10 protein-coding genes and 1 CRISPR repeat array are annotated in these 17,368 nt (G+C 49.5%); of the genes, 9 read left to right on the top strand and 1 reads right to left on the bottom strand.

Features of this window, described 5'->3' with window-relative positions:
• Nucleotide 1: 1 nt before the first annotated feature.
• The 9 genes from METFOR_RS10525 (at nucleotide 2) to METFOR_RS10485 (ending at nucleotide 14,937) form a co-directional block, all read left to right on the top strand.
• Nucleotides 2-2,440 (top strand): CRISPR-associated helicase/endonuclease Cas3, encoded by a 2,439-nt coding sequence (locus METFOR_RS10525; RefSeq protein ID WP_015286120.1) that lies wholly within the window; start codon nucleotides 2-4, stop codon nucleotides 2,438-2,440.
• 8 nt (nucleotides 2,441-2,448) lie between these two features.
• Nucleotides 2,449-3,162 carry a CRISPR-associated endonuclease Cas6 gene (locus tag METFOR_RS10520; protein WP_015286119.1) on the top strand — a complete coding sequence of 238 codons (714 nt, stop codon included), beginning with the start codon at nucleotides 2,449-2,451 and terminating at the stop codon, nucleotides 3,160-3,162.
• Complete coding sequence (gene cas1 / locus METFOR_RS10515; protein WP_015286118.1) at nucleotides 3,126-4,094, top strand: CRISPR-associated endonuclease Cas1; 969 nt, start codon at nucleotides 3,126-3,128, stop codon at nucleotides 4,092-4,094. The genes METFOR_RS10520 and cas1 overlap by 37 nt, the downstream gene beginning before the upstream one ends.
• A 10-nt stretch (nucleotides 4,095-4,104) precedes the next feature.
• Nucleotides 4,105-4,398, top strand: a complete 294-nt coding sequence (gene cas2, locus METFOR_RS10510; protein WP_015286117.1) for a CRISPR-associated endonuclease Cas2 — start codon at nucleotides 4,105-4,107, stop codon at nucleotides 4,396-4,398.
• A 2-nt stretch (nucleotides 4,399-4,400) separates the two neighbouring features.
• Nucleotides 4,401-4,994, top strand: a complete 594-nt coding sequence (gene cas4 / locus METFOR_RS10505; RefSeq protein WP_015286116.1) for a CRISPR-associated protein Cas4 — start codon at nucleotides 4,401-4,403, stop codon at nucleotides 4,992-4,994.
• A gap of 105 nt (nucleotides 4,995-5,099) precedes the next feature.
• Nucleotides 5,100-10,285: direct repeats of the CRISPR family, unit length 37 nt; unit sequence CTTCGAGCGAAACATCCACGAGAACAAGGATTGAAAC.
• Nucleotides 10,286-10,436: 151 nt separating this feature from the next.
• Nucleotides 10,437-11,777, top strand: a complete 1,341-nt coding sequence (purB, locus tag METFOR_RS10500) for an adenylosuccinate lyase (RefSeq protein WP_015286115.1) — start codon at nucleotides 10,437-10,439, stop codon at nucleotides 11,775-11,777.
• A 116-nt stretch (nucleotides 11,778-11,893) separates the two neighbouring features.
• On the top strand, nucleotides 11,894-13,690 hold the full coding sequence (locus METFOR_RS10495) for a PAS domain-containing sensor histidine kinase (RefSeq protein ID WP_015286114.1): 1,797 nt from the start codon (nucleotides 11,894-11,896) through the stop codon (nucleotides 13,688-13,690).
• On the top strand, nucleotides 13,687-14,055 hold the full coding sequence (locus METFOR_RS10490; protein ID WP_148277668.1) for a response regulator: 369 nt from the start codon (nucleotides 13,687-13,689) through the stop codon (nucleotides 14,053-14,055). The genes METFOR_RS10495 and METFOR_RS10490 overlap by 4 nt, the downstream gene beginning before the upstream one ends.
• A 450-nt stretch (nucleotides 14,056-14,505) precedes the next feature.
• On the top strand, nucleotides 14,506-14,937 hold the full coding sequence (locus METFOR_RS10485; protein ID WP_015286112.1) for a response regulator: 432 nt from the start codon (nucleotides 14,506-14,508) through the stop codon (nucleotides 14,935-14,937).
• A 121-nt stretch (nucleotides 14,938-15,058) separates the two neighbouring features.
• Here the strand turns inward: METFOR_RS10485 and METFOR_RS10480 are convergent, their stop codons facing one another.
• Nucleotides 15,059-16,891, bottom strand: a complete 1,833-nt coding sequence (locus METFOR_RS10480; protein ID WP_015286111.1) for a threonine--tRNA ligase — start codon at nucleotides 16,889-16,891, stop codon at nucleotides 15,059-15,061.
• Between the last annotated feature and the right edge of the window lie 477 nt (nucleotides 16,892-17,368).

Genomic DNA, 17,368 nt, shown 5'->3' with positions numbered 1-17,368 from the left:
CATGAATTTTTTTTCACATCGGCATCCTGATATTCTTTTAAAAGATCACCTAAAAACAGTTGGTGAGACCGAGCGCAATATTTTGCTCGAAAAACGCATCAACAATCTGGATAAACAATTCTTGTCTGATGTTGCCTATCTGATTGGGATTTCCCATGATTTTGGAAAATTTACAACATTTTTTCAGGAATACCTTGAGAAAAAACGGCGTAGTGAGGGATTAACACATCACGGTTTGATCTCTGCGTTATTCACCTATGAAGTATTATCTGAATTTATTCGGATAAGAAAATATGAAAACCACGCTCTCTTTAAATATATCCCATTTTTCGGATACATCATTGTAAAACACCATCACGGTAATTTGGATGCGATTGAGAAGGATGTAAATTCAGAGCAATTATTACGGGAATTTTCTAATATACGGGAACAACTATCGGATGTCCGAAGAAATGATCCTGATATAAAAGAGATATATTCTGTTCTTTTTCTCAGTACTGACATCCAAGTTCAAATAATTTTCAACAATCTCTCTCATTATGAAAAAGAATGTCAATCTCCGGAGATATTGGACAATGTTATCAAACATCTACGAAAAGATGCATACTTCTTCAAAAAAGAAAGTTCAAATCAAGCAGAACCCCTCCCATTCTTGATCATCCAACTGTTATACTCGGTACTAATTGATTCCGATAAGAAACATGCCGGTCATGTTGAGGAGATACGTCGACCGACATTGCCATCGGATATTGTTGAAAAATATAAGGCAAATCCTGAATTCCAAAAAGCGAACTCGAGTAATATCAACAGAATCCGCAATGAAATATTCGAATCTGTTATACTGACGATTCAACAATCCACGGATAAAAAAATATTTTCAATAACTGCGCCGACAGGAACCGGTAAAACACTTACTTCGTTTTCCGCTGCACTAAAATTGAAAAACATTTCATCAACACCCCAAAGAATTGTTTATGCTTTACCCTTTACCAGCATCATTGATCAAAACTTCAAGGTGTTGGAAGATGTATTGCAGAAAACATTACCGGATTTCAAGACAAATGAATCGCCGTATTTATTGAAACATCATCATCTGGCTGAATTCAAGTATAGATATGAAGGAGAGAATAAACCGGTTGATGAAAGCCTGGCCTTGATTGAATCCTGGGATTCAGAAATCATTGTAACTACATTCATTCAGTTCTTTTATTCAACCATCGGATACGAGAACAAATTCCTGAAAAAATTTCACAACATTGCGGGATCAATCATTATCCTGGACGAAGTGCAAAATATCCCAATAAAATATTGGAGAGTGATCGGAAGTGTATTAGCTGCACTCTCAAAATATTTTGACTGCACGATTATCCTCCTTACGGCTACTCAACCACTGCTTTTTGAGAAAGATGAATGCACAGAGCTAGTAAAAAATCATGAAAAATATTTTTCAAATGCGGATCTTAACCGGGTGTTACTTCGATATGATGAGAATCAAAAAACAATCGAAGATATGATCTCAGAATTGAAGATTTCCCCTGAAAAATCATATTTGTTTGTTCTGAATACAATCAGATCCTCGATAGATTTCTTTACACAAATATCAGAAAAACTGGGATATGAATCACCATCAAAAAATCCCATTGAATATTTATCAACAAACATTATTCCAAAAGAACGTCATGAGAGGATATCAAGAATAAAAAGTGAATTGGATTCTGGTCAAAAAAAGATTATTGTAACTACCCAGTTAATTGAGGCGGGCGTGGACATCGATGTTGATGTAGTCTATAGAGATATTGGACCTTTGGACTCAATTATTCAGGTTGCCGGGAGGTGTAACCGTAAAAAACGGGTGACCCAAGGGGAAGTCCATATCCTGAATCTTGTTGATGTTAAAAACCGCCCATATTCAAAAATTTATGACAAAGTTTTATTAAATATTGTTCATCAAATCTTCAAGGATCATCCAACTATTGAAGAAACACAATTTATTGAAATTATCAATTTGTATTTTAACAAATCTCAAGAAAAAGTAGTTTCTGATGAAAAAATAATGAGCGCCCTTTTTGAATTGAATTATCATGAAAAAAGAGAAGATGTTGATTTCGAGAAACGAGTACCGATTTCAGAGTTTAAATTAATTGATGATGATCTACCTGATTGTGATGTGTTCATAGAAGTTGATAATATTGCATCGAAAACGTGGAATCAGTACCTTGAGATTCAAACGATTCAGGATACATTCGAGAGGAAAAAGCAATTCCTGACAATTAAGAAGGAATTTTATGAATATGTGATTTCAATTCCATCAAAAGATGCGAAATCTATTGTTGACACACAATATGGTATTAGTCGGATACCATATTCTGACGTTGAAAAATATTATGAGATGAAAATAGGATTCAAAAGAGGTAATCCTGTAATTTCGATCTTTGGATAGGAATAACGATGATCCTCCACACCTTCACCCTGACCCTCGGCTCCACCCGGCCCATCCACGGCTCCGCCCACGAACTCCGGGGCTTCTTCGCCACAAAATTCAACGAATACGCAGAACTCCACCAGCACAACGCAGACAAGTTCATTTACCGCTACCCGGTCGTGCAATACAAGATGAGTGGCAATGTCCCGACCGTGATCGGAATCAACGAGGGCGCGGAAGTCCTCAAACAGATCTTCGATGAATACCAGGAGATCCGACTGGGAGAGAATACATACCAAATCGTTGAGCGCGGCATCTCGTTGAAGGACGAGGAGTTCGGGATCTCGGATAAAATCCACTCGTATGAGTTCGCGACCCCGTGGCTCGCGCTGAACCAGGAGAACTACCGGAAGTTCTACACCCTCAAGGGGAAGCCGGAGCGCGACGAGTTCATGCGGAAAATCCTGACCGGCAATATTCTCTCGATGGCCAAGTCGCTCAACTACGATGTGCCCGGCCAAATCAAGTGTGACGCACAGGTGCACTTCCGCAAGGACCGGCTCAAGGATGTCAGCGTCATGGTTTTTACCGGGAAATTCCAGGCAAATTTCCTGATCCCGGACCTGCTTGGCATCGGCAAATCCGTCTCGCGCGGGTTCGGTGCAGTGAGGCAACTGAAAGGAGAGTATGGAGGCGACAGCGCATGCAGCTCGTCATTAACACACGGGGATCGTACCTGAAGAAATCCAACAACTGTTTTCTCGTGAAGAACGATGAGAAGACCTTCGAGGTCTCGGCCGACAAGGTTGACAGCATCCTCATCACCACGTCCGCAACGATCACCACCGATGCGATCCAGTTCGCCATCGAGCACAACATCGACATCATCTTTCTCGATTATCACGGCAATCCGTATGGGCGCGTGTGGCATTCAAAACTCGGGAGCACCACACTCATCCGCCGCCGCCAGCTTGAAGCGGCGAACGAGGATACCGGCTTTTACCTCGCACGCGAATGGATAGCAAAGAAGATCGAGGACCAGGTCGATCTGCTCAAAGACCTGAAGAAGAACCGGCCCGAACAGAAAGAACCGCTCGAACAGTACATCACCCGGCTTGAAGTCCTGCTCGTATCGCTGAAGGAAATGAAAGGAACGCTTGATTTCAAACGCGGATCAATCATGGGCATCGAGGGCATGGCCTCGCAGGCATATTTCGACGCGATCAGCAGTATCATGCCAGAGAAATGGAAGTTCAAGGGCCGGAGCCGGGACCCGGCGCGCGACGGATTCAACTGCCTGCTGAATTACGGGTACGGGGTTCTTTACTCGCAGGTCGAACGCTCCTGTATCATCGCGGGACTCGATCCGTATGTCGGATTCCTGCACACAGATAACTACAACAAGCGGTCGTTCGTTTTCGATCTTATCGAATTATTCCGGGCCAACATCGACCGGACTGTCGTGAACCTCTTCATGAAGCGGCAGGTCTCGGAGGGGTATTTCGATCCTGTTCCCCACGGCCTGTATCTTAACAGGGAGGGAAAGGCGGCCCTCATCGGCGCGATCAACGAGATGTTCGACAAGGAGATCGAATACCGTGGACGAAATATCAAGACGAGGAATACCATTCAGATGGAGTGCCACCACATTGCAAACAAACTGATCAAATAGGTGACGGCACATGACGATGGTCTGGGTGGTGTACGATATCGCGAAAACGACAACGCGGAACCATGTGGTCCGCATCTGCCTGAACAAAGGCCTGTACCGGGTCCAGAAGAGCGTGTTCCTCGGGAACCTGAATTCCAATGAACGCGACTCCCTCGCGCTGGAATGCGAACAGGAGATCGATCCGGAAGTTGATTCCGTATACGTATTCCCTATGGACGATGCCTCGTTCAAGAAGGTAAAACTGCTCGGCCAGGCTTTCGACAAGAAACTGGTGAGCGACGAACTCCTGACGAAGTTTTTCTGATCATGTCTTCCGAAAGCGACACCATCATCACGATCTCCGATGTGCTCGAATACCTGTTCTGTCCCCGGTTCATTTATCACATGCACTGCCTCGATATCCCCCAGCATGAGGAGAAACGGTTCAAGGTGATGAAAGGGCGCGAGGTTCACGAAGAGAAGATGATTACAAATCCTGATTACTTGAGGAAGAAACTCGGGGTAGTCCAAAAAGAGATTAACGTGTTCATCGCATCCAAGCAGAATCATATCAAAGGAATTGTCGATGAAGTCCTCTTCCTTGATGATGGAACGGCCGCCCCGTTCGAATACAAATTTGCTGAGTTCAAGGACACGATCTTCCAGACCTACAAGTATCAGCTCGTCCTTCACGCCATGATGATCCGGGAGAATTACCAGTGCGATGTGAAACGGGGATTCATCTGCTTTACACGGAGCAATCACCACATTGAAACTATCGAATTCACCGGGCCGGATTTCGAGCGGGGTCGAGAGATCATCGGGGAGATCCTTGAGATCATCGACAAAGGATTTTATCCGAACAAGGGTAAATACAAAAACAAGTGCATCGACTGTTGTTATGCAACAATCTGCACCTGATTCTTATCTTTAAATAGGAATCGATAATTCCGCAGGAAGAAATTCATGCAGGAATTTTAAGTGATTTGGTCGCGATTCAGCGGAAAATACGCAAAATTTCGCGGCCTTCGAGCGAAACATCCACGAGAACAAGGATTGAAACTCTTTGATTTTAGTTACTTCTCATTAGAGACTATTCTTCGAGCGAAACATCCACGAGAACAAGGATTGAAACATATATGCTGCCAATGGTAATGGAATAGCAGACTTCTTCGAGCGAAACATCCACGAGAACAAGGATTGAAACTCTGCTCAGGTGTGCGAAGTGGACTTGTAGGCTCCACTTCGAGCGAAACATCCACGAGAACAAGGATTGAAACCTGATACCTCATCAGGAGATCCGAATATCTGGGTCTGGCTTCGAGCGAAACATCCACGAGAACAAGGATTGAAACATGGGCTGCCAATCTCTGTCCAGGTATATACTCCACCCTTCGAGCGAAACATCCACGAGAACAAGGATTGAAACCATCCACCAGGCTTGCCGGTGTTGTCCCGGGCGAACTTCGAGCGAAACATCCACGAGAACAAGGATTGAAACCAATTGGTCATTCGGTGACGATGGATTCTCAACACTTCGAGCGAAACATCCACGAGAACAAGGATTGAAACGAAGAAAGTATTAGTTCGATCTAAAATGTGGTATCCTTCGAGCGAAACATCCACGAGAACAAGGATTGAAACTCCAGCGCCCGATCCAGTGTGACGGTGCAGAAGTACCTTCGAGCGAAACATCCACGAGAACAAGGATTGAAACTCAGCCAAGCGTATCCACCAGGGTATCCTTTGTACTGGCTTCGAGCGAAACATCCACGAGAACAAGGATTGAAACCTCTCCGCTCGTAATAGATCGTCCCGTGATCAGTCTTCGAGCGAAACATCCACGAGAACAAGGATTGAAACTCGATCAGGTATAAGGGTCGTTCAACTACCACCTGCTTCGAGCGAAACATCCACGAGAACAAGGATTGAAACTCCATATCTCGGGTTCCGTGGTCACTGGTAGGATAACTTCGAGCGAAACATCCACGAGAACAAGGATTGAAACCTATGATAACGCATGGTTGTAGAACTGACCTGTTGGCTTCGAGCGAAACATCCACGAGAACAAGGATTGAAACTATTGGAATGTGAATGCGGTGTCGTGACCAGTCCACTTCGAGCGAAACATCCACGAGAACAAGGATTGAAACAGGGCCATGCCACACAAGCAACAGAAAACCTGATACTTCGAGCGAAACATCCACGAGAACAAGGATTGAAACCACCACCGGGCATACCAATATGACATTGATATGACTTCGAGCGAAACATCCACGAGAACAAGGATTGAAACTGCGGATTAAACTGGTTGTGCCATGCATCCCCTAATACCTTCGAGCGAAACATCCACGAGAACAAGGATTGAAACCCTTGACAAACCGCATGCAAAATTCCGCGCACTTTGCCTTCGAGCGAAACATCCACGAGAACAAGGATTGAAACCCTCTCCACGCGTAGAGGATTTTTGAGGAGATGCCTTCGAGCGAAACATCCACGAGAACAAGGATTGAAACCAATCATGTGACAGTATCTTAAATTCTTCGACTTCTTCGAGCGAAACATCCACGAGAACAAGGATTGAAACCCGTGATTATCTGCCGTACATGAAAGAGTTCCGGCTTCGAGCGAAACATCCACGAGAACAAGGATTGAAACTGTTATGTTATGTTATGCAAGTACTCCGGAAGAGAGCTTCGAGCGAAACATCCACGAGAACAAGGATTGAAACATTCATCCCGGGCCGTGATCAGTTTCCCGCAATACCTTCGAGCGAAACATCCACGAGAACAAGGATTGAAACACACCTATTCCAACTACTACAGGAACACCCGTTCCCTTCGAGCGAAACATCCACGAGAACAAGGATTGAAACAAAATGGTAAAGACTGCCTGAAAAGAAATATTCACTTCGAGCGAAACATCCACGAGAACAAGGATTGAAACTTTGAGCCTAATTGTATATTATTAATTAAGAAATACTTCGAGCGAAACATCCACGAGAACAAGGATTGAAACAAACTTACGAGATGTGGAGATCCGAGAACTACTTCTTCGAGCGAAACATCCACGAGAACAAGGATTGAAACTCCAGGAATGTGCCTCGTTCCCCCGCGGTAAGTATGCTTCGAGCGAAACATCCACGAGAACAAGGATTGAAACTTTTTCTTAACGGGCGCCTTGACCGTTCCGGGCGTTTCTTCGAGCGAAACATCCACGAGAACAAGGATTGAAACTGGTGCGATCAACGGAGCCATGATCGCCTCCGGCTGGCTTCGAGCGAAACATCCACGAGAACAAGGATTGAAACCGTGGACGAAAGAAGGGCCCGATTGGGACCCCACACTTCGAGCGAAACATCCACGAGAACAAGGATTGAAACATCAGGAATGATGGATATACCCAACCGATTGTCACTTCGAGCGAAACATCCACGAGAACAAGGATTGAAACCCCCCTCCCCTCCCCTCTTAAGAGAACAGGAACGGCTTCGAGCGAAACATCCACGAGAACAAGGATTGAAACTTCGTTTGATTGTATCGGGTGCTAACATGGTTTCACCTTCGAGCGAAACATCCACGAGAACAAGGATTGAAACAATATACCCCAAGACAACATTAGATTGTAGCAAAGCTTGCTTCGAGCGAAACATCCACGAGAACAAGGATTGAAACTTCGTTTGATTGTATCGGGTGCTAACATGGTTTCACCTTCGAGCGAAACATCCACGAGAACAAGGATTGAAACTCATAGGAAAAGTGTTCTACACAAGAAAAGAAGCACTTCGAGCGAAACATCCACGAGAACAAGGATTGAAACATTCATCTTCTTCTTCGCCTTCGATCCTACAATCATCTTCGAGCGAAACATCCACGAGAACAAGGATTGAAACAACTCTATGAAGAGTATCAAGCGGTTATGCCAGACTTCGAGCGAAACATCCACGAGAACAAGGATTGAAACTCCACATTGATGAAACACTCTCTGTGTTCATTCCCTTCGAGCGAAACATCCACGAGAACAAGGATTGAAACCTGTTGGTTCCGATGTTGGTTCAACAGACATTAAACTTCGAGCGAAACATCCACGAGAACAAGGATTGAAACCACCATGCGCCCGTGCCATAACCAGCCGGTGTATCTTCGAGCGAAACATCCACGAGAACAAGGATTGAAACTCATTTCCGGTATAGTATAGTCTCCATTGATCCCCCTTCGAGCGAAACATCCACGAGAACAAGGATTGAAACTGAAAACCACGGTATCACCCCTCGACAACCCACACGCTTCGAGCGAAACATCCACGAGAACAAGGATTGAAACTCCCGACGGTGGGAAAATGTCGCAGAATTTCCGTACTTCGAGCGAAACATCCACGAGAACAAGGATTGAAACCGCCGGATCTGCGGTAGTGGACGATGTGACGCTTTCCCTTCGAGCGAAACATCCACGAGAACAAGGATTGAAACTTGATAACACCAGATCGGAATTTGGAACCATTACCTTCGAGCGAAACATCCACGAGAACAAGGATTGAAACAACAACGAATTTCATTTCAACATAGACCTTGCCGCACTTCGAGCGAAACATCCACGAGAACAAGGATTGAAACCAAAAACCACTAAAATACCGCTTACCAGGTGGACCTTCGAGCGAAACATCCACGAGAACAAGGATTGAAACCACCTCACAAAAAGATTGTTGTAAGGTATCATACCCTCTTCGAGCGAAACATCCACGAGAACAAGGATTGAAACAAAGATGGCTGAAAAGAAAGAGCGTAAGCCAGACGACTTCGAGCGAAACATCCACGAGAACAAGGATTGAAACTGATAAGGAACATGGTCTGAGATGATTAATATGTACCTTCGAGCGAAACATCCACGAGAACAAGGATTGAAACCGCAGTGCGTCAATTTCTTTTTTTCCATTTCGTCTCTTCGAGCGAAACATCCACGAGAACAAGGATTGAAACAAATCGTGCAGATGAATAATACACCCGCAATACTGTAAACTTCGAGCGAAACATCCACGAGAACAAGGATTGAAACCACCCTTGACGAGCAACCCGCCGTCCTTCTCGATGCTTCGAGCGAAACATCCACGAGAACAAGGATTGAAACTCACCGGCTACAAATGCATAATACTATATTCTGGCTTCGAGCGAAACATCCACGAGAACAAGGATTGAAACTTTTGCTTCGAGTTCTGCAATCTGTTCATTCAATTCTGCTTCGAGCGAAACATCCACGAGAACAAGGATTGAAACCCAAACACTACGACTATCAATGATTTCGAGTACCCTTCGAGCGAAACATCCACGAGAACAAGGATTGAAACCCTTTTGACCCGGGCGCACCGCTCGGATAAAACACTTCGAGCGAAACATCCACGAGAACAAGGATTGAAACAAACCACTTGGAAAAGAAGCCCAAAATGAGAGTTTCTTCGAGCGAAACATCCACGAGAACAAGGATTGAAACCAAGCCGGGCGACAATTACCTATATTACCTATAGGCTTCGAGCGAAACATCCACGAGAACAAGGATTGAAACAGCCATCGTGCGAATGACTGAATACAAGATAATTCCCTTCGAGCGAAACATCCACGAGAACAAGGATTGAAACCCGTCAACCGTGAGGTGTTTGTTTTCCGCCTCTTGCTTCGAGCGAAACATCCACGAGAACAAGGATTGAAACCCCGAAAGACCACTGTTGCGTGCGATGTTATAGGACTTCGAGCGAAACATCCACGAGAACAAGGATTGAAACTCGGACACACCTGCTTGAACCCAGCAAAGTTACCCCTGCTTCGAGCGAAACATCCACGAGAACAAGGATTGAAACTCAAGAACCGCCAGCGAGCGTTTGCCCTGCTCGGTCTTCGAGCGAAACATCCACGAGAACAAGGATTGAAACATGTAAGACCGCAATGCAGTCCCTTCTCCCCCGTAACCTTCGAGCGAAACATCCACGAGAACAAGGATTGAAACCCTATCCGGCGGTTAAGATTGAACAGAACGCCGTAAATACTTCGAGCGAAACATCCACGAGAACAAGGATTGAAACATCGCTAACTGCCAATCAGCCATTGGGTAAATGTCCTTCGAGCGAAACATCCACGAGAACAAGGATTGAAACCCCGATTCATGAGGTTGATCCACCCCTGTTTTTTCTTCGAGCGAAACATCCACGAGAACAAGGATTGAAATATGATGTACTGCGCGCCCTGGTAAGTGTAAGTAATCTTCGAGTGGCACATTCATCAGAACAAGGACGATTTTACATAATCTCCGCGAAAAAGATTCTTGCATTCCAAACAATCCCCCAATCCCTATATTCCCGGACAACAGATCTGTTCACATGGCAGTCCACCCCATCGAGGAGCGCTACGGCACAAAGGAGATGCGTGCCGTCTGGAGTGAGAAAAACCGGTTCGCCTGCATCGTGGCGGCCGAGGTCGCGCTGGCAAAAGCCGAGGCCTACCACGGCATGATCCCTGCAGCGGCAGCAGGAGAGATCGAGAGCACGGCAAAGAACGCGTCGCTCGAGCGGGCGAAGGCGATCGAGCTCGAGATCAGCCACGACATGATGGCAATCGTCAAGTCGATCTCGGAAGTAACAGGCGAGTCCGGGCGGTGGGTGCACTACGGCGCAACGAGCAACGATATCCTCGATACCGCGACCGGCCTCCAGCTCGGGCAGTCGCTCGGCCTGATCGATACAAAACTCCGGAAACTCCTCGCGGTCCTCCTGAAGCGGGCGGAAGAGAACAAGACGCTGGTCTGTATCGGCAGGACCCATGGCCAGCACGGAGTTCCCACAACCTATGGCCTCCGCTTCGCCATCTGGGCAAGCGAGGTTGGCCGGCACATCGAGCGGCTCGAACAGATGCGCCCCCGTGTCGTTGTCGGCCAGATGACCGGTGCTGTCGGGACACAGGCAGCACTCGGGCCAAAGGGGATGGACGTGCAGGCAACCATGATGGCAAACCTGGGGATCGGATCGGTGGACGTCTCCAACCAGGTGATTGCCCGCGACCGGTACGCGGAGTACTTCATGTTCTGCGCGAATGTTGCGACAACGCTTGACAAGATCGGCGTCGAGATCCGCTCGCTCCAGCGGACCGAGATCGGCGAAGTCGAGGAAGCGTTCGGTAAGAACCAGGTCGGCTCCTCCACGATGCCCCACAAGCGCAACCCGATCAAGAGCGAGCAGGTCTGCGGACTTGCCCGGATCATCCGTTCTGCCGTGGAACCGGCGCTCCAGAACAACACCCTCTGGGACGAGCGTGACCTGACCAACTCCTCGTGCGAGCGGGTGCTCTTTCCGGAGTCCTCAATTCTCACCGACCACTGCCTCCGGCTCATGGCCGTGGTCATCGATGGGCTCGTTATCAGGAAAGACGCGATCCGCAGGAACCTCGCGTTCCTGCACGGGATCAACATGGCCGAATCGGTGATGATCGAGCTGACAAAGAAGGGCATGAGCCGGCAGGACTCCCACGAGAAGATCCGGGTCGCAAGCATGCAGGCCTTTTCCGAAGGAAAACCGCTTGCCGATATCCTTGCACAGGATCCCGACGTTGTCCGCTTCTGTTCAAAGGATGAGATTGCGGCCCTGCTCACACCCGATGCCTACCTCGGCACAGCGGTACAGCAGGTGGAGCGGGTAATACAGAAACTCTCCCCGCTTGCAGCCTGATCCGTGGATCCTGTCCCTGAGTTGAATGGCCTTGCGTGCACCCCGCTGCATGAGGAGAAGCGGGCGTCGGCCGGATAGAATATTTATAACCATTCCCGGATAATACGACACTACTCATGGATCGGTATCTCTCAGTAGCGGGGCATACCATTTCGCACACGGAAATCGTGCGGCTTTTCGTCATTGCCTCGCTCACCCTCTCGTGTATCTTCATCACGTCCATCTCGCTCACCAAGCACGTCGAGACGATCTACTCCCAGCTCTTCTATTTCCCGATCCTCTACGCCACGTACTTTTACCCCCGGCGTGGTCTCTTCCTTGCCGGGTTCTGTGCCGTTGTCTACGAAGTCCTGGCCTACATGTACGTATTCCCGGACACCGCCGGCCTGATTTACACGACCGGGCAGGCAATCCTCTTCATCTGTATCGCTGCCGTTGTCGCGTATTTCACCGAGAAAGTCAACACGAGCGAGACGCGGTACCGCAGCATCTTTGAGACCTCGCTTTTGGGGATCGTCCTCTTTGACCAGAACTCATTTGCCATTCGGATGGCAAACTCCCATTTTTCGGCCATGACCGGTTATCGTCCCGAAGAACTGGCGGGAATGAATTTCTCGCTGTTTTTCCATGCCCAAAAAGAGCAACGCCGCTTCTTCGAGTATCTCGGGTCGAGCGAGGACGTGGTCAACTTCGAGACGCAGTTCCTGAAAAAAAGCCAGGACCCATTCTGGGTGAACCTCTCGTGGAGCCGGATCGACGCGAACCTGGTCAGCTGTTCGGTCATCGACATTAACCAGCGGAAGCTTGCCGAACAGGCCGCAGATGAGAACTTGCAGCAGTACCAGCAGGTGACGGACCATGCCCCGACCAGCATCGTTGTCGTGAACGGGGGAAAGATCAGTTATACCAACCCGACGTTCCGGTCGTTCACCGGCTATGATGCTGAAGAACTGGCGGGAAAAGATTTCCGCGACCTCATCCACCCGGACGATCGCGATGCGTTCCCCGCTCTACCGGAGAGTCCCGATGCCGGCACACCCCTGCCCGGGTTGACCGAGGTGCAGTTCCGGACAAAGACCGGAGAGACACGGCTTGGTACCCTCTTCTTTACCTGGATCCACCAGAAGGGCAGCCCTGCGCTCCTGATCAACCTTGTCGATATCACCGAGTACGAACGGCTCAAAGAGTCGGTCGAGACCGAGAGCATCCGACGCCGGGGCATCATCAGCACAGCCGTCCACGAGCTCCATTCCCCGCTCCAGCCGATCACGGGTTATCTCAGCATGTTAACACAGAACCCGGAAAAGTACGGGGTCACGGAAGAGACAAAGGCTATCCTCGACCGGGTTGCAAAGAGTATCGACCATGAGCGTCAGGTCATCGACCAGATGCTGGAGTTGTCCGTTCTCGAAGCAGAGAAGATCCCGATCGAATACTCTTCTGTGCCGGTGCCGGAGCTCCTCCGCTCCATCATTGAGAGTGGGGGTTATGGTGCGCAGGCGGAGATTGCCATCGAAGTCCCCCCGGATCTTGTCATCGACGCTGACCAGGGGAAGATTGCCACCGTCATCGGTTCGATGCTCTCCAATGCGGTGAACTACTCCAAACCCCCGCGGAAGATCCGGATCGCGTATATCTCATCAGCGCAGGACACGATGCACCGGCTGGCGATACGGGATAACGGGATCGGGATCACCAACACCCAGCTGGACGAGATTTTCCGGACGCAGAACCCCGCAGACCTTGCCGGCAATGGAAAAAAATCCGGGCGGATCGGGCTTTCGCTCTCGATTGCCAAGCGCTATGTCCAACTGCATGGCGGGTTCATCAGCGTTGATTCCGTGGTGAATGTCGGGAGCACCTTCACGATCCATATCCCGAAACAACGGCCGGCGGAAGGTGGTGTCCCGTGACGCAGAAGGTCATGCTCGTGGAGGATGACCGCCCCATTCTCGAGATGATGGACCTTTTGATCCGCCGACTCGGCTATGAACCCGTCCTGATGCCCGATGGCAACGCGGCCCTGGAGACGATTCGGCGCGATCCGCCGGCGCTTATCCTTCTCGATATCATGATGGTTCCGATTGACGGCTGGACGTTCCTGAAACGCCTGCGGGAACTTCCGGGCATGGAAAAGCTTCCGGTTGTTCTTTTCACGGCAGCGCCGGAAGTCGAGGAACGGATGCTGCAGATACGTGATCCGCATGTCAGTGTCCTCAACAAACCGGTCTCGCTGGAAGAGCTGAAGGTGGCGGTTGCAAAACATTTACCGCTATAGTGAACTGGCTTCAGCATTTCAATCAAAATTCGAGAATTTTTCAGTATTTTTGCCTCTTCCAGTGCCGGAGCAAGATAACAAACTATAAGATATTTTTCCAGCAGAAGAGCGCGTTTCCGTACATGATACCGAGAATCTCCGTCGTCCCATCGGTTATGTATGGGCTGAAAAATGGTATGGAATGTTCATAATCTGACGGTACGGGCTCATGCGATTGAATAAAAAAATCAGATCTATATAAAATATTTCCTCTTTTCTTATGAGAAAACAGATGAAATATGATATATTTGAGTCATTTCGCGTAAACGGCGACCAAATCAATGAATTTATCGTTCCCGGGGGCGTTCACCCTAGTACACGATTACCCGGTATTGCCACGTGCTATCAGGATCCGTTTTCCGGAGATGACCCCGCACATTGAATACCGTTCCGAACGGGCTGGTGTCTGTTGTGGACAAACCGACAATTCTTGTGGTTGAGGATGAGGCGATCATCAGCAGGGATATCGTAATGACCCTTGAGGCTATGCATTATCATCCCGTCTGCGCCGTCATGACCGCGGATGACGCCATCACCAAAGCTCGCGAACATACACCGGATGTCATTTTGATGGACATCAATATCCACGGGACCATGGACGGGATTGATGCTGCAAGGATTATCCGGGATGAGTTGCATATTCCGGTCGTTTTTGTTACATCCTGTGGTGATGAGGCAACGATTGCCCGGGCTCAGGAGAGCACCCCGTATGGGTTTGTCCTCAAACCCTTTTCTGACCGTGATCTGAAGGTTGCCGTTGATTGCGCCCTTTCCAAAAAGGCTACCGAAACTCCGGTGATCCAGCACGGTGACTGGTACCGGTTCACGGCGAAAGAATCCTGAAGCCCGGATGTTAAAGACGATTAAACCGGTCTTTTTGTACCTGCTTGTTGATCACGGGACATTTTTTTCGGAATGTTGCCATCCCGCGAATACGGTTTGTAAAAAAAGAACTGGAAAATTCTTAGATATATCTCGCCTTTTGCGAGAGTTTCTTCGGGGTATAGAGCGGACGGAACGGTTTCCCCTCAACATCCGACTTCACCGCAGCGATCAGCGCATCGGCAGTGAGCTGCTCCTTGTGCGGCTTGTTAGGCTGCGACTTTTTCCGGATCGTGACGGTCAGTTTCTCTGAGGCAACTTCATCGTCGCCGACAACGATCACGTACGGCACCCAGTCCATACCAGCCTCCCTGACCTTCTTGCCCATGGTCTCGTTCCGGTCGTCCGTGTCGCACCGGATCTGCGCTGCGTTGATCTGGGCCATCAGTTCTTCTGCATAGGCAAGGTGCTTCTCGGTCACCGGCACGACCCGGACCTGCACGGGCGAGAGCCAGGTGGGGAGCGCGGGCACAGCCTGAGTGGAGACATTCTCCAGGATTGCGCACATCACGCGCTCAACGCTGCCCGTGGGCGAGCAGTGGAGGATTGGCGGATGGACCGGGGTGCCGTCCTCCTTGTGGTACTTGATGTTGAACCGGGTCGAGCTCTCGACATCGATCTGGACGGTCGGGTTCTCGATAGGGCGGAGTTGGCCGTCGATTGCGGCAAGGTCGATCTTTGCTATCCAGTAATGGACGCGGTCGGAGAGGATCTCGATGAGCATCGGGCAGTCGGACTCCTTCACGATCTTCTTGACCCATGCCTCGTGCTCGGCATAGAATCCCTTCGTGCACCGGAACGCTGCAACGAGTTTTGTCTCAAAGTCCCGGCCGGTCTGCCACCCCATCGCGAGCTGCTCCTCAAAACATTTAAGGGCTTGCGGCATGTCGAGGCAGAGCGAGTGCATGTCGGGCATGGTGAAGGAGCGGAGGCGCTTTAAGCCGATGACCTCGCCTTTCTGCTCGTGGCGGAACGAGTAGGTGGAGAGCTCGTACATCTTCATCGGGAGGTGGTTGGGGGAGATGTGCATGTCCCGCATGATCGAGAACATGCCAAAGCATGCAGCGAACCGGAGCATCATGTTCCGGTTGTTGGACTTGAAGCGGTACTGCCGCTCGCCAAACTTGTCTGCGTGCTCGAAGATCGCCTTGTCGCCAAGGTCGTACATGACCGGGGTTTCGACCGGGGTGCCGCCGTATTCGAGCACCATCCGGAGCACGTAATCGGCGAGGAGGTCGCGGATGAGTTTGCCTTTTGGCATCCAGCGGAGGCAGCCGACATCGGATGCGGGCTCGTAGTCCACGAGCTCCTTTCCGCGCATCAGGTCCACGTGCGCCGGCTCGCCGCCGACCGGGGTTGCGATGCCGAGTTCCTTCTTCACGAGGCAACCGAACGGGGAGTCGTCAAGGAACTCCTTGTAGTCGTGTTGCTTGCCGTCGGGAGTGAGCACGAACCAGTCGTGGGTAACTTCTTTCTTTGCCGGCTTGACTGTTGTCTCACCGGGGATAATGGTCTTGGAGAGCTCCGAGAGGGGGTGGCCCTTGCAGGAGAGCTTGAAGGACTTGTACCAGCCGAACGGGGCACGCTTGACGGTGAATCCCTCTTTTTCAAGGCCGGCCTTCAGTGCATTGAGCACCGCGACCGCGGTCTCCGGGGAAGAGAGGTCGCTCGAAAGGTGGGCATACGGGTAGACCACGATCTTGTCTACGTTGACCTGTCCTGCGGTCTTCTTGATCTCCTCGATTCCCTGGAGGATGACTCCCTCAAGGTCTTCCTCATCGATCGATTCAACGGCGCAAAAGACCGTGAGCGCCTCGGTCTCCTTGTCGGCAAGGACGGAAGCCTCCTCCGCCATCTTTGTCTTCTTTTTTGCTTCGTATTCTATGTAATCTGAATGAATGAGAAGAAGTCGCATTGATTCATCTCCGATCCGGTAAGATCATCCGTATACCATGGGTTTTCTTGGTATATTAAAGGCGTAACACTGGACGCGGGAGGACATGCGGATCCCGGGGATGCAGGAGCACACCGCCCGACCCCCTACGGGCCGGATGCCCGGCTGAAAGCCGGTCTCCCGTGATAATTATCCGAAAAATTGTAGGATCGCAGGGTGGGGTGAGGGGGGGTCGGGCGGTGTACTTCGGATGGGATGGGATATCAGAATATTGCATAGTGTGGTTCTTACCGACGTAATTTCTCAATGATCAGCCGTCTTGCGGATGTCCGGATAGTACACCATCAGATCCCTGCCTGCCTTGACCAATAACAAAAAGCGGTGACCGATAATCATGCTGAGCGCGATATGAACCGTGTCGGAGGATTACCATATATCAACCGGGTTGTCCGGCGCTTACCGCTTGTATCCTTGGTACCGTAAGATAGGTTACAGTTC

This window comes from Methanoregula formicica SMSP (genome assembly GCF_000327485.1).
In the GTDB taxonomy this organism is placed as follows: Archaea; Halobacteriota; Methanomicrobia; order Methanomicrobiales; family Methanospirillaceae; genus Methanoregula; species Methanoregula formicica.
Note: the sequence above shows the minus strand (reverse complement) of the source record. Positions and strands in the feature narration are given on the sequence as shown.